Origin of the sequence: Sagittula marina (assembly GCF_014196795.1) — a bacterium.
Lineage (GTDB): Bacteria > Pseudomonadota > Alphaproteobacteria > Rhodobacterales > Rhodobacteraceae > Sagittula > Sagittula marina.
This window is the reverse complement of record NZ_JACIEJ010000029.1, coordinates 1-14,481: the sequence shown is the minus strand read 5'-3', so window position 1 is coordinate 14,481 and position 14,481 is coordinate 1. Positions and strand designations below refer to the sequence as shown.

Sequence of the window (14,481 nt, the reverse complement as noted above, 5' to 3'; positions counted from 1 at the left end):
GCGGGCAATCCGGAAAATCCCATCTAGAACAAGGCGGTGGTTGGTAGGTTTGCGTCCGTTCGGGGCGCGGACTGCCAGGATGAAACGCTCAAAGAACGCCCATTTCTCGTCCGACATCAAGTCTCGTGCCAAGCGGGTCTCCATCGCAGATACCAGCTGGAATCACGATCAGCGCGTCCTGTGAATCCCTTTTGTCAACACAGCCTAAGCTCCAGGCATTCCAACGAAGTGCCCTCCCCAATTCCAACAGTCCGTTCGGGGTGGGCTTTGTTATAAAAAGGCGCTCAGTGACCCATCAAACGCTCCATCGCGCCCGGCTTGTCATGGATCGCCAGCATGTCCACCAGGCTCTCGGACGCGCGGTTCATGCCGATCACCTCGACATGGGCGCCTAATCTGCGGAACTTCAGGATTACCGTATCCAGTGCCTGCACCGAGCTGATGTCCCAGATATGCGCGCGGCTGACGTCGATGATGACGCACTCGGGCACTTCCACAAAGTCAAAGGCACCGGCGAAATCCTCGGCAGAGCCATAAAAGAGCTGCCCCTCGATCATGTAGGTTCGGGCATGGCCACCCTCGGACAGCGAAGATGAGATCTGGAACAATTGTGCGATCTTCGCCGCAAAGAAGATCCCCGACAACAGCACCCCGGTCAGAACCCCAATGGCGAGGTTGTGCGTCCAAACAACCACCCCGACCGTCGTGATCATGACGATAGAGGACGACAGCGGATGCACCCTCAGAGCGCCCAGTGACGACCAGGAGAAAGTGCCGATCGACACCATGAGCATGATCGACACCAGTGCCGGCATCGGGATCCGGGCGACCAGATCGCCCAGCCCCACCACGAGCACGAGAAGGACCACTCCGGCGGTGAAGGCCGACAGTCGGCCCCTCCCTCCGGATTTCACGTTGATGATGGACTGGCCGATCATGGCGCAGCCTGCCATCCCGCCAATGAACCCCGTCGCGGTGTTGGCAAGCCCCTGCCCAATGCACTCCAGGTCCCGGTCCGAGCGGGTGTCCGTCAGCTCGTCCACGATGTTCTGCGTCATGAGGCTTTCCAGCAGCCCCACCACGGCAACCGCGATTGAGTACGGCAGGATGATGATCAGCGTTTCGAGCGTCAGGGGGATGTCAGGGATAAGGAAGACTGGCAGCGTATCCGGCAGCGCGCCCATGTCCCCCACCGTGCGCACATCCCAGCCCATGACCACGACCAGCGCGGTCAGCACGACGATGGCAACCAGCGGCGACGGCACGGTCCGCGTGAGGCGGGGCAGCAGGTAGATGATGGCAAGGCCTGCGGCGACCAGCGCATAAGTGAGCCAGGTGACGCCATCATTCGCCAAGTTAAGCTCAGGCAGCTGGGCGAGGAAGATGAGGATGGCCAGGGCATTGACGAAGCCGGTCATCACGGACTTCGACACGTAGCGCATGAAGCGCCCCAGCTTGAGCAGCCCGGCGCAGATCTGCAGCAGGCCTGCCAGCACGGTGGCGGCCAGCAGGTATTCGAGCCCGTGTTCGCGCACCAGCGTTACCATGAGTACGGCCGTTGCGGCGGTTGCCGCCGAAATCATGCCGGGCCTGCCCCCGGTGAAGGCGATAAGCACCGCGATGGAGAACGAGGCGTAGAGACCCACCTTGGGATCGACGCCTGCGATGATGGAAAAGGCAATCGCCTCGGGGATCAGCGCCAGTGCGACGACGATACCCGCGAGCACGTCGCCGCGAATGTTACCGAACCATTGCCGGCGATAGTCAGAAATAGAGAACATGTGAAGAATCCAAGACCCTGTGTCGGGCTGTCCGTCTCAGGACAAACCGGCAGTACATACTGTTGAGGGTCTACAGGGTTATCCGGCGGATCAGCGGCCGGAAGAGCCACCCGGGCTTTCACCGGGTCCTTACGCTATGGGTGCCTAACTACCTGAACGCGTCAGAAGTTCAAGTGCCCGGGGTGAGGTGCTTCCCGGCATCGCAGCCAAGCCGTAGCGTGAGGGGACTGCTTGTCACAAACCCTCCGCGAGATCCGCGAAAAACGCATAAGAGTGGCTGGCACGCGTACAGGGTGGATTGTGTGAAAAAAACTCGGGCGTGCTCAAAACGGTCTGAATTTCCAGAACGCTCGTTTTCAAAAGCGGGGATATCGACGCGTTGAAGAGGCGAATCCAGCTTCCGGCAGAACAATATTCTGGTCCAACGTCTGCCGACGCGGATCGAAGGTGTGTTTCCACTGAGACGGCGGAAAGCATAATTCGCTGCAGGTGCGAACCACAATGCAACCCGAGGCGTAAGCGGACATTCCCGGACCTTGCTTGAAGCATGTTGTAGTATGCGGAACCAAAGCACCGATCAGCCAAAAAAAGGCGCTCAATGAGCAAAGCACCTTATTCGGTGCGACGATCACTTCCGGGGTAGGGGATGTGGATGCCAGCGGCCTTTCCGGCGGATACTGCCCGGACTTTGGTCTTCGGCATCAGTATATGTGCGTTTCGCGCTCGCCGTTCTCGACGCTCCAGCCGCGATACATGCCTTCGCAGTTGAACGGCGCTGCGAAGCTGCCGTCCGCTGCCACCGCGATCAGCCCGCCGGAGCCACCGATCGCCGTTAGATCGTCGTGGACCACGCCGCCGGCCGCGTCATCAAGAGAGGCCGAAAGCAACCGTACCCGGGCTTCAATCTCGTGCGCGACAGCCAGCCGCAGGAAAGCTTCGCCGTCGCCTGTGGCCGAGACGGCGCAGCTGCGGTTGTCGGCGAAGGTACCCGCGCCGATGACCGGGGTGTCGCCCACGCGGCCGGTGCGCTTGGCAGTCATGCCGCCGGTCGAAGTGGCGGCCGCCAGCGCGCCGTGCCGGTCGCGCGCAACGGCACCCACCGTTCCGTGTCGACGACTGGGATCGTCGTCCAGCCTTCCCGCGCGCTCCATTTCGAGCGTTTCCTGCAAGCTGTTCCAGCGCGCTTGGGTGAAAAAGTACGTGTCCTCCTCGAAAGGCAGCCCGGCCTCGGTGGCCACGGCCTGCGCGCCTTCACCTATCATCAGCACGTGTTCGGTCCGCTGCATCACCGCGCGGGCGACACGGATCGGGTTGCGCGGGCCGCAGATTCCGGCGACTGCGCCCGCGATCCGGTCGCGCCCGTCCATGATCGCGGCATCCATCTCGTGCCGTCCGTCGCGGGTGAAGACAGCGCCGCGCCCCGCGTTGAACAGCGGTTCATCCTCGAGCGCGCAGACCGCCGCCTCAACCGCGTCCAGCGCGTTGCCATCGGCGGTCAGCAAGGCCTCGCCGGCGGCCAGGGCCCTGTCGAGAGCCGCATGATAGCGCGCCTCGGCTTCGGGTTGCATCGCATCCCGGGGCAGCACGCCGGCGCCACCATGGATCACGAGAGTATAGCCACCAGTCACGTTGCACCTCGTTCAAAAATTCGAGTATAGACCACCCTTCGTCTCAATGGGCTGCTGAAACAAGTGGCAGTCTGTAACGCAAAGTCAAATCTTGTGACTATGGGGTGTTGCGTACACGAAATGTTGGTAAGCTGACCCACAATATCTGGGGCAACGCCCACCAGTCAGGACAAATTGATGAACATGTCGGCAAAGGTTACCAAAGGTGCTCTCGAAACCGGCCAGCCGCCGCGGCGCGCCCACGGCGCGCTTGTCGCCATCGGCGGGGCAGAGGACAAGACCAACGAGATCGGAATTCTGCGACACGTGCTCGCGCTGGCGAACACGCCAGATCCTGTGGTGGGGGTGATTACCACCGCCAGCAGAATTCCCGACGACGTATTCGCCGCCTACGACGCTGCCTTCAACGCCATCGGGGCGTCGGATGTCCTTGACGTCCGGGTGCGTGACCGCGGTTGCGCAAATGCTCCGAACGTCATCGAGATGATCGAGAGGCTGGATGTCCTGTTCATCTCGGGCGGCGACCAGATGCGACTGACGCATGTCTTCGGCGGCTCGGTATTGCTCGACGCGATCAGGACGCGACACGAGGCGGGTATGGTAATCGCCGGAACCAGTGCGGGCGCGGCCTGTCAGTCGTCAACCATGGTGTATGGCGGCGCGGCCGGCGATGCCTTGCGCAAGGGAGCCGTCAAGATGTCGGCCGGTTTTGGGTTCGTGGATGGCGTCATCATTGACACACACTTTCTGGAACGGGGGAGGTTTTCACGCCTGATGGAGGTTGGCGCAACCAACCCCGAGTACCTCGGCGTCGGCCTCGGAGAGGACGCGGCCGTGCACTTTGACGGCAATATGATCCGGGTCTTTGGCTCCGGTCACGTTATCCTGGTTGACAGTTCGGACATTAGCGGGTCGAATGTTTATGATCTCGCCGAAGGACAAGCCGTCGCCGTTTCCGGCGTGAAAATGCATGCCCTGGTAGACAGTTATGGTTTTTGTCTACGTGACCGGCGGGTCCTCGGGCCAGATGAGCTCGAGGCACAAGGCCTGGAGCATAGGATTGCATATACTTGAACATCGCGCGCTGCGCGGCCCGAACTATTTCAGCCGCTACCAAGCGATCTACATGCGGCTCGACATCGACGATCTGGAGGATCGCCCGAGCGACAAGGTGCCCGGGATCGTGGACGCTCTGAGGGCGCTGATACCCACCATCTACGATCATCGCTGCTCGGTCGGCGAGCCAGGAGGCTTTTTGGAGCGTGTCGCCCACGGCACGTATGCCGGGCACATGGTCGAACACATCGCCATCGAACTGCAGAACCTCGTCGGCTTCAATGTCGGGTATGGCAAGACCGTCGACAGCTACGACCGCGGCGTCTACCACGTCGTCTATCGCTACCGCGACGAGGCAACTGGAATTGCGGCCGGAGAGGCAGCCGTCGAGATCGTGCGCGGGCTGTATGACAGCCAGCCTGTCGACCTGCAGCCGCATATCGACCACCTCAAGGAAGTGCGCGACGCCAATGCGCTGGGTCCGTCGACGGGCTCGATCGTGAATGCAGCCAAGGCGCGCAACATCCCGTGGCACAACCTGACCCAAGGCACCAGCTACACCCAGTTGGGACATGGCAAGAAGCAGCGCCGTTTTCAGGCCACGGTCACGGATGCGTCGGGGATCATCGGGCACTCGATCGCCGATGACAAGGACTGGACCAAGCAGATCCTGGCAGATGCGGGTGTGCCGGTGCCACGGGGCCAGACCTGCTATTCCTTCGAAGAAGCAAAGGCCGCCGCCGAGTGGATCGGCTGGCCGGTGGTGACAAAGCCGCTGTCGGGCAACCACGGCCGCGGCGTGACAACCGACATCGCCTCGGTTGAGGATCTTCGCTCGGGCTATGACGCTGCGGTTGCGCGAGCCCGCGACGAATACGCCGGCGTGATCGTCGAAAGCTACATCAACGGTGAGGATCACCGCATGCTGGTGATCGGCGGCAAGCTGGTCGCAGCGGCGCGACGCCGACCCGCCCACGTGACGGGCGACGGTACGCAAACGATACAGCAACTGATCGACATCGAGAACACCGACCCCCGGCGCGGTGTCGGGCACGAGAACCTTCTGACGCAGATCGACGTCGACGACCAGACCCGGCGCATGCTGGATCAGGCGGGGCTGACACTTGACACCGTGCTGCCCGAGGGAGAGATCGCCTTTCTGAAATCGACCGCCAACATCTCGACCGGGGGCACCGCCGCCGACCTGACTGACGAGGTCCACCCCGAGGTCAAGTTCGCGATGGAGCGGATCGGCCGACTGGTCGGGCTGGATGTCATTGGCATCGACCTGCTGTGCCAGAACGTATCAATCCCGCTGGACCAACAGCCTGCGGGCGTGGTCGAAGTCAATGCCGGACCGGGTTTCCGGATGCATATGGCGCCGACCCACGGCACGCCCCGCCCAGTCGGCGAGCACATCGTTGACATGCTGTTCCCCGATCCGACCGATGACGGCCGCATTCCGATCACGGCGATCACCGGCACCAACGGGAAGACCACGACGACGCGTCTGACCGCGCATATCCTGCGGCAGGCAGGCTGGTCGGTGGGTATGGGCTGTACCGGCACGGTCGAGATCGACAACAACGTCATCCTGCGCGGCGATTACTCGGGTCCCGCGGCGGCGCAAGCTGTGCTGCGCGAACCCACCGTGGAACATGCAGTGCTTGAAGTCGCGCGCGGCGGCATCATGCGCCGCGGCCTCGGTTTCGACGAGGCTGATGTGGGGGTGCTGTTGAACATTGCGTCCGATCACCTTGGCGAGCGCGGCATCCATACACTCGACGAGCTTGCGCGCTGCAAGACCGTCGTGGTTGACGCGGTCAAGCGGAAAGACGAGGGCGGCTATTGCGTGCTTAACGCCGACGACCCGCTGGTGATGGACCAGGGCACCTACTGGGCGCGCGGCGAGATCATCTATTTCACCATGGACCCGGACAATCCTGCGCTGGTAGACCACTTGGCTGACCTGGGCATGGTCCTGACTGTGAAGCAGGGCAAGATCGTGCTGCTGCGCGGCAAGGTCACCGTCGACATCGTCGAGGTCAACGACGTCCCCATTGCCTTTGAGGGGCACGCGCCATTCAACGTGCAGAATGCGATGGCGGCGGCGGGCGCAGCCCTGGCACATGGGATCGAGCTTGACAATATCCGCGCCGGACTGCTGACCTTCCATCCGACGCCGGCACAGATGCCCGGCCGGACGAACTATTTCGAGGCCGACGGCGTGCGCTGTTTAATCGACTACGGCCACAACGTGCCCGCGCTTGTGGCGCTGGAACCTCTGGTCCGGGGCCTGGGTACGCAGCGCAGGATCTCGGTCTCTACCGCGCCGGGCAACCGCCGCGACGAGGACCTGCAAGCACTGGGCGCGCAACTCGCGAAGATGTGCGACACTGTCATCGTCTACGAGACCGACGCGCGCGGCCGCGAAGAAGGCGAGGTGGCTCGACTGATCCGCGACGGCGCGGTGGCTCAGGGCGGGGCCGACCGGGTCGAGATCATCATGGACGAGGCCGAGGCCGTCGATCGCGCAATGGACTCCGCCGAGCCCGGCGATTTCCTGCTGCTTTTGGTCGACGACATCGCGGGCACCACCGATCGGCTGAAGGGGCGCAGCTTTGCCACCCAGGCCGAGCTGGCGCAGACCTGAAACGGGCCCCGGTCCCTGGCCCGTGCGCGGTTCAGGGCCGGCCCAACCCCCACTTGCGCCGCGCGGCCCGTAGTCTCAAGCGCCCGTCCGGCCCATCCACGCACCGACGTCTCGGGAGGGCGCAAACATGACCAAACACGTATTCGTCATTGGACTCAACGATCTGAATGCCGAACGGCTGAAACGCCTTCGCGGCGTCGAGGATGTGAAATTCCATCCGCTGCTGAGCCCGGCCCAGGTTTCAGAAACCCAGGATTTCGACATTCCCGCGATGTTGGCCGAGGCCGTGGCAACGCTTGACGCGCATGACGGATCGATCGATGCGATCGTCGGGTACATCGACTTTCCCGTTTCGACCATGCTGCCGATCCTCTGCAAGAAATACGGCACGCCGCAGGCATCGCTGGAAAGCCTGCTGAAATGCGAGCACAAGTACTGGTCGCGTAGCGTGATGCGCGAGGCGATCCCCGACCACATCCCGAAATTCACCGCCTTCGACCCGTTCGACGAGACCGCGCTGTCAAAGATCGGCGAAGCCGACCTGCGCTTTCCGTTTTTCGTCAAACCGATCAAGTCGTCGGGTTCGCGGCTGGGCTTTCGCATCGACAGCCCCGAGGATTTCGACTTTGCCACCGAAAAGCTGCGGGCCGAGATCCGTTCAATCGGCGAGCCGTTCGACCATGTCCTGAGCCAGGCCGAGATGCCCGACGACATACGCGCGGTCGAGGGGCACTACTGCATGGCCGAACAGGTCATCGGTGGCCGACAATGCACTGTCGAAGGCTACGTGCATGACGGCGACGTCGTACCATACGGCACGGTGGATTCGATCCGCTACCCGCAGGTTCTGAGCTTCTACTACTACCTGTACCCGTCGCAGCTCCCGCCCAAGGTGCAGGAAAAGATGTGGGAGATTACGCGCACGATCATGGCGCATATCGGCTATGACAATGCGGGCTTCAACATCGAGTATTACTGGGACGAGGTTCAGGACAAGATCTGGCTGCTTGAAATCAATACCCGCATTGCGCAGTCGCATTGCGACCTGTTCGAGATGGTCGACGGTGTCAGCCACCAGCAGGTGACCGTCGATCTGGGCCTGGGTCGCAAGCCGGACCTGCCCCATCGCGAGGGGCCGCAGAACGTGGCAGCAGAATTCTTCTACCGCGTGTTCTTCCGCGACGCGACAATCGCACGCACGCCCTCGCGAGCCGAGATCGAGGTCGCCGCCGAACAGGTAGAGGGAACGCGTATCAGCTCGTACGTGTCGAAGGGGATGCAACTGTCCGAATTGCCCGAGCAGGACGCCTACAGCTTTGCCGTCGCCTCGGTCTGGATGGGGGCGACCAAGCAGTCGAAGCTGCTGTGGAACTACGAGCAGGTGATGAAACGCCTGAATTACGAATTCACGGATATCGTCGAATAGCGCCGGATGGACTTCGTGTTCGAAACCGCCGATACGCCCCTTTGGCCCCAGCGATAATAGGCGAGCGAGCAAATGAAGATTGATACCGACCTTCCATGCGTGGTGCGCGAGATCGAGCATCTGGAGATTCCGATGCCCGACGGAACGTTGCTGGCCGCGCGCGTCTGGCTGCCCGAGAGTGCGGAGGGCACCCCCGTTCCGGCGATCCTTGAATACATACCCTACCGCAAGAACGACAAGACGCTGGAACGGGATCACGCGCGCGCGCCATGGATCGCGGCACAGGGCTATGCCTATGTCAGGCTGGACATTCGTGGCAGCGGCGAATCCGAGGGCCTGATGACCGACGAATACACATCGGTCGAGCTTCAGGACGGCTGCGATGCCATCGCCTGGATCGCAGAGCAGTGTTGGTGCGATGGCGGCGTCGGCATTGTCGGCATTTCCTGGGGTGGCTTCAACGGGCTGCAACTGGCCGCCTTGCAGCCGCCGGCGCTCAAGGCGGTGGTGACGATCTGTTCGACCGATGACCGTTACGCCGACGATATCCATTATATGGGCGGTGCGCTGTTAGTCGATCACCTGTCCTGGTCGTCGGTGATGTTCGGGATCAATACGCTGCCGCCTGACCCAGCCCATGTAGGCGAGCGCTGGCGCGAGATGTGGCACCAGCGGCTGGACGAGTCGGGGCTGTGGCTGGACGAATGGCTGCGCCACCAGACGCGCGATGCGTTCTGGAAGCATGGCTCGGTCTGCGAGGATATCGGAGCGATCAAGATCCCGGTCTACGCGGTGTCAGGCTGGGCTGACGGGTATTGCCGCGCCGTGTTCCGGCTGGTCGAGACACTTCAGGCGCCTGTCAAGGGCATCGTCGGGCCGTGGTCCCACAAATATCCGCACCTCGGCGAACCCGGACCTGCCATTGACTGGCTCACCGAGGAAACCCGCTGGTGGGATCATTGGTTGAAGGGTGTCGATACCGGCATCATGGAGGAGGACCCTTTGCGCCTGTTTCTTCAGGATCACGCCGAGCCACATGGCCATTACGCGCAGCGCGACGGCCATTGGATCACGGAACCGGCCTGGCCTTCGCCAAACATCGACCGCCAGGTTTTCTCGTTGGGCACTGAGGGACGGTTGGGCGGCGATGCGGGGCAGGATGATCGGTTGCATATCAGCTCGCCGCTTTGGGTCGGGTCGCATGCGGGCAAGTGGTGTTCATACGCCAAGCGTGGCGACCAGCCGGGCGACCAGCGGCGCGAGGATGCAGGCAGCCTGGTGTTCGAGACAGCTCCGCTGACCGAAAACACGCATATGGCCGGCGACGCGACCGTGACGCTGACCTTCCAGGTGGACCGTCCCGTGGCGCAAGTCGCAGCTCGCTTGATGGACGTGGCTCCGGACGGTGCGGCCACGCGCGTCAGCTACGGCGTGCTGAACCTGACCCACCGCGACAGTCACGAGACGCCCGAAGCGCTGGTCCCCGGCGAGACCTACACCGCCGAGGTCGAGATGAAGCACGTCGCGCAGACTTTCCGCGCCGGGCATCGCATCCGCCTGAGCTTGTCCAGTTGCTATTTTCCAATCATCTGGCCCGCGCCGGAACCGGTGAGGCTGACTCTGATCCCGGCGCGCTGTGCACTGACACTGCCGATGCGCTCAGGTGATCTGACGGTGCCCGACCGTTTCGACCCGCCCCGGTCAGCGGAACCCCTGGAGGTCGATTACGAGGTCGAGCCGCATTCCGGATGGAGCGTCACCGAGGATCGCAACACCGGCCGCGTGGTCGTGGGGTCCTTCGATCATGAGGGCGCCGCCCGCATCACGCTGCACGACCTGTTCCACTCGGCCGACGTGCGCGAACGCTACTCCGTACTGCCGCACGACCCATTGTCGGCTGAGGGGCAGGTGGTCTGGGTGCATGAGATGTCGCGTGGCGACTGGTCGATCAAGTCGGTGACGGACACAACCCTGACCAGCGACCGCGAGGCTTTCCACATCGTCGCCCGCCTGCGTGCCTGGGAGGGGGAGACACTGGTTCGCGACTTGGAGTGGACGCGGTCGATCCCCCGCCACCTTGTCTGAAGGGCGGCTTGGCCGTGCATCTACGGCGGGCGTTCAACCGCAAGGATCCTGACGTCTTGTCTCGGTGCGAACTCTCGCACATCAACCGAGTTTGGTCGGATCTACGGCGTGACAGTCAGCTGGTTAGACCTGCAAACAAATAGCAGGCGTTACGTTTACACGTTGGCGTTCTTCCAGCGTTCCAATCGGCTTCGACCTGCAACAGGAAGCTCGACGCAAAGCGGTATTGGCCGTAGAAAGTTAAGGCCCGGGCGGTGTGTTTGCCCGAGCCTCTAGGCCGCAACCTGTAATTGCAATATGTCAATGGCGCGCGACGTCGTTCTCAGAAAAAGCGGTCTTTCAGAGAAACGGGGTTTCGAATGGTCCGGCAAGGCTTCCAAGAGAATTGAAGGCGGGCTTATCCCGGCCGTTTCTGGGAAGCGGGAGCCTTTGCGCTCATTTCAACCATTTCCAACAAAGCGGACGCAAAGACGGTTAAAGCCATGGTCACGAAAAACCGGCTCACAATCAGCCTCGGCTAAGACCACCGGGCAGATCAACGCCGAAATGCCGCCGATCGACCGGATGTTGGCAATATCGGAACCCACGATATCGCCATAGGCAATGCCGGGCGAGCCGTTGAGCCCGGCCTGTACCACTCCTCGCACCGGCAATTCGCCGCAAGCAATCAGCAGCACAATCCCCGCGATGAGGGGCATCCAAGTCACGAACCCTGTGATCTCCGATGCCGACCACACGGCGCATCGCGTTTGCAAGTCGCGATGCCCATGGTGGCCTTCAAAGGCCATGAAGTCGGATCGTGAGGAAATTCAAACGTATCGGCCCATTGCCAACCTTCGGCCGTGTATCAGAATGCTGCAGCGTATCCGTCAAAGCTGCCGTTCATCTAATGGTGCGCCGCCAGAATCCTTCGTCGAACGCCTCCGTCATTCGTTGATCACGATAATGACCCAAAGATATCGAAATCATCACCACAGATCTGTCCACCTCGCTGAAGGCGTCGCTGCCGGGCAATGAAGATGCGGATTGCTCGCCCGATCCGCCCAGTGCCGACCTTAGGTGCGAACCCGGACCCCGCTCAGCGCGAAAGACGCCTGATCCGGTGGCCACCTCAGGGGGGCTTCCTTCCCTACGGCGGGTCACTTGGGAGACGTCAGTTAGGGTGCCTGAAAATGTGGGAGAGAAGATCACCGGGAGGTTCGCTGAACGCCACTAGTTCACCTCCAGCAGATGAAAATTCTAAACTCAATTGTTCTGAAATCAGCGCATCCTAAGACATAGATCAGACGAAGCTTAGGAGTTCATTATTCGGTTCATGAATACATGTTGGGAGAAACCTACTCCGATGGAATGTCCATTCTTTTGGAATGCGCCGTTATTTAAAATTCAAACCGGAGTTCATCCCGATGAACAAGCTCCTCAGTAGGTCCCTGGCCTTCAAATTGCTGGCAGTCAGCGCAACCGCTATCACCCTGTTTCTGGCTTTGACCTTTGCAGTGGTTATCAGTCAGGTGCGCGACCGGACGCTGACCATGACGCTTGATCGGGCAAGTGCAGATGCCAGCGCGACGGCGCAGGGCTTCAACGCCAAGATCGGCGGGCTTGCGGGTATGACCAAATCCCTGGCCGGCGCGGTGCAAAAGGGCCGTGAAGTCGGCACGATCGACCGCGCCATGGTGACAATGATGTTGCCGACACTGATCGAGAATTCCGATCTGGTGTTCGGTTCTTGGATGCTGGAAGCGGACAGGGGGTTCGATGGACAAATTGGGCCTTTGTCGGATGAGGCCCAAGGCACGAATACGAATGGCCAATTTACGCCATATTGGACCCGCTCCGACGACGGGCTTCAATTGATCCTGCCGGGTGAAATTGACTACACGGCTTCCTATTTCAATATCCCGGCGACAACTCGTCAAGCAACCGCAACCGAACCCTATCAGGAAGATTCGGTAGGCGGCCTGTTGATGATGAGCATCGCCGAACCAGTCGTTTCCAATGGTACGCTGCATGGCGTACTTGGTATCGATATTGGTCTGGGCAACCTTGCGAACTCGCTCAAGGACGAGCGGCCTTTTGGAACTGGACGCGTTTATCTGCTTTCAGCAACTGGGAAATGGCTGACGGCACCGAACGAAAACCTGATCATGCAACCTTATGAAGCGGAAGGTGCCGACAAGGTCACGGCTGCTATGAAGGATGGTAGGATCAGCATCATCAACGATGTGGTCGGAGCAGACGGGGAAGGCGTTTACCGGGTCATTTATCCCTTTGAGCTGTCTGGTTTGAACACGCGCTGGTTCATAGTTGTAGACGTTCCGGTTTCGGCGGTTTCGACAATCGTCAACGAGCAGACCATGATCCTGATCGTCGGCGGTCTGCTGATTTTGTGCGCGGTGATCGTTTCGCTTCTACTGGCTGTCCGCAGATTTATACAAAAGCCTGTCTCGGCGCTGCTCGGGGAAGTCGTACACCTGTCTGCCGGGCATTACGAAAAGCCGGTATCCGGCCAGAACCGAGGTGACGAAATTGGTGCGCTGGCAACATCGCTCGAAGCTTTCCGTCATAAGCTTGCTGAAGGCCAGCAGCTTGAAGAAACCAATGATCTTCAGCGGCGCGCGGCTGATCAGGTGGTGGAAGCGCTCGGCTTTGGACTATCCAAACTATCGGAGGGAATTCTGACCTATCGCATCGATGGCCATTTCCCCGGCACCTATGCTGCACTTCGCGACAATTTTAATTCTACAATGCATAGCCTTGAGCAAACCATCACGCGTCTCAATACAACTATCAGCACTATCGATGCCGGATCCGGCGAGATTAGCAGTAGCGCTGATCAGCTTGCCAGGCGAACAGAGCAGCAGGCGGCGAGCTTGGAAGAAACTGCTGCTGCGCTGTGTGAAATTACCCACAATCTCAATGAAAGTGCCAATAATGCCGGACAAGCCGCCGAGACGGTCAATGGCGCTTGCGCAGATGCGGATCGCTCCGGCCAGATCGTACAGCGCGCCAAGGACGCCATGGAGAGCATCGAAGATTCTTCCGACAAGGTCGCAAAGATCATCAGCGTGATCGACGAGATAGCGTTCCAGACCAATCTTCTGGCGCTGAATGCCGGTGTAGAGGCTGCGCGAGCGGGTGAGGCGGGCCGCGGTTTTGCGGTTGTAGCCCAAGAAGTCCGTGAGCTGGCGCAGCGATCGGCGCACGCGGCAAAGGAGATCAAGTCCTTGATTTCGACCTCCAGGGAACAGGTTGGACAAGGTGTAGCAATGGTCGGGGAAACCGGTGAACTGCTGACGCGCATCGCGGACCAGGTTCAGTCGATCAATGGTCTTATCCAGCACATTTCCAAGTCGGCTCAGGAGCAGTCATCAGGGCTGAAGGAAATCAACATTGCGGTGAACCAGATGGATCAGATGACCCAGCAGAATGCCGCCATGGTGGAAGAAACCTCTGCAGCCTCCGGACTTCTCAATGATGAGGCCAGAGCGCTGAATGATATGGTAAAAAGCTTTCAAATCGGGGGCGGCGTTGCCCTTGGACAGCGTGCCGCCTAACCGGGCAAAGCAGGAAAGTCCGCCGTGGTGCCGGTCGGGTAGGCTCAAGCGATGAAACTGCAGAGAGAGTCCGTTTCCGCGCGTGGCATCGCATGATGAAACGTCGACTGATCTCGTCAAAAGACTGAATCTGCAAGGGCAGATCCCTCCGCACCGGTCATGCTGCAACGCAGCAGCGCCGCATGTGAGGTCGCCCCAAGTGACCTGCCCCTGAACTTTCATCCAGCCGCGACCGGAGTCCTAGGGTTGTTTACGCCGATTGGCGCAGGTTGAGCAATCGTCCGACGCGCGGAGC

Annotated in this window: 8 protein-coding genes, 1 pseudogene and 1 other annotated feature; of the genes and pseudogenes, 5 read left to right on the top strand and 4 right to left on the bottom strand. The window is 60.9% G+C overall.

Going from position 1 to position 14,481, the window contains the following annotated elements; genetic code table 11:
- The 3 genes and pseudogenes from GGQ68_RS23790 to GGQ68_RS23780 form a co-directional block, all read right to left on the bottom strand.
- A pseudogene (locus GGQ68_RS23790) lies at positions 1–144 on the bottom strand (IS5/IS1182 family transposase); the annotation flags it as partial.
- A 140-nt stretch (positions 145–284) separates the two neighbouring features.
- A complete protein-coding gene (locus GGQ68_RS23785) occupies positions 285–1,781 on the bottom strand; it encodes a SulP family inorganic anion transporter (RefSeq protein ID WP_183970468.1) in 1,497 nt (498 codons plus the stop codon).
- A gap of 76 nt (positions 1,782–1,857) precedes the next feature.
- Positions 1,858–1,913: a sequence feature (sul1 is cis-regulatory element that is thought to sense ions involved in sulfur or methionine metabolism; They are found in Alphaproteobacteria), on the bottom strand.
- Positions 1,914–2,482: 569 nt separating this feature from the next.
- The gene (locus tag GGQ68_RS23780) at positions 2,483–3,409 is read right to left on the bottom strand and encodes an isoaspartyl peptidase/L-asparaginase (RefSeq protein ID WP_183970466.1); all 927 of its coding nucleotides are present in this window, start codon (positions 3,407–3,409) and stop codon (positions 2,483–2,485) included.
- A 177-nt stretch (positions 3,410–3,586) separates the two neighbouring features.
- Between GGQ68_RS23780 and GGQ68_RS23775 the strand changes: the two genes are divergently transcribed.
- From GGQ68_RS23775 to GGQ68_RS23760, 4 genes are all read left to right on the top strand, one after another.
- Positions 3,587–4,483, top strand: coding sequence for a cyanophycinase (locus GGQ68_RS23775; protein ID WP_246429540.1), 897 nt, complete (start codon positions 3,587–3,589; stop codon positions 4,481–4,483).
- On the top strand, positions 4,470–7,118 hold the full coding sequence (cphA, locus tag GGQ68_RS23770) for a cyanophycin synthetase (RefSeq protein ID WP_183970464.1): 2,649 nt from the start codon (positions 4,470–4,472) through the stop codon (positions 7,116–7,118). The genes GGQ68_RS23775 and cphA overlap by 14 nt, the downstream gene beginning before the upstream one ends.
- 127 nt (positions 7,119–7,245) lie before the next feature.
- Positions 7,246–8,544: an ATP-grasp domain-containing protein gene (locus GGQ68_RS23765; protein WP_183970462.1), complete on the top strand. Its 1,299-nt coding sequence runs from the start codon at positions 7,246–7,248 to the stop codon at positions 8,542–8,544.
- Positions 8,545–8,616: 72 nt separating this feature from the next.
- Positions 8,617–10,629, top strand: a complete 2,013-nt coding sequence (locus tag GGQ68_RS23760; RefSeq protein WP_183970460.1) for a CocE/NonD family hydrolase — start codon at positions 8,617–8,619, stop codon at positions 10,627–10,629.
- Between the two features lie 440 nt (positions 10,630–11,069).
- Here the strand turns inward: GGQ68_RS23760 and GGQ68_RS24790 are convergent, their stop codons facing one another.
- Positions 11,070–11,417, bottom strand: coding sequence for a hypothetical protein (locus GGQ68_RS24790; protein WP_183970458.1), 348 nt, complete (start codon positions 11,415–11,417; stop codon positions 11,070–11,072).
- Between the two features lie 618 nt (positions 11,418–12,035).
- On the opposite strand from GGQ68_RS24790, the gene GGQ68_RS23750 reads away from it, so the two are divergent.
- Positions 12,036–14,186: a methyl-accepting chemotaxis protein gene (locus GGQ68_RS23750; RefSeq protein WP_183970456.1), complete on the top strand. Its 2,151-nt coding sequence runs from the start codon at positions 12,036–12,038 to the stop codon at positions 14,184–14,186.
- Positions 14,187–14,481 lie beyond the last annotated feature (295 nt).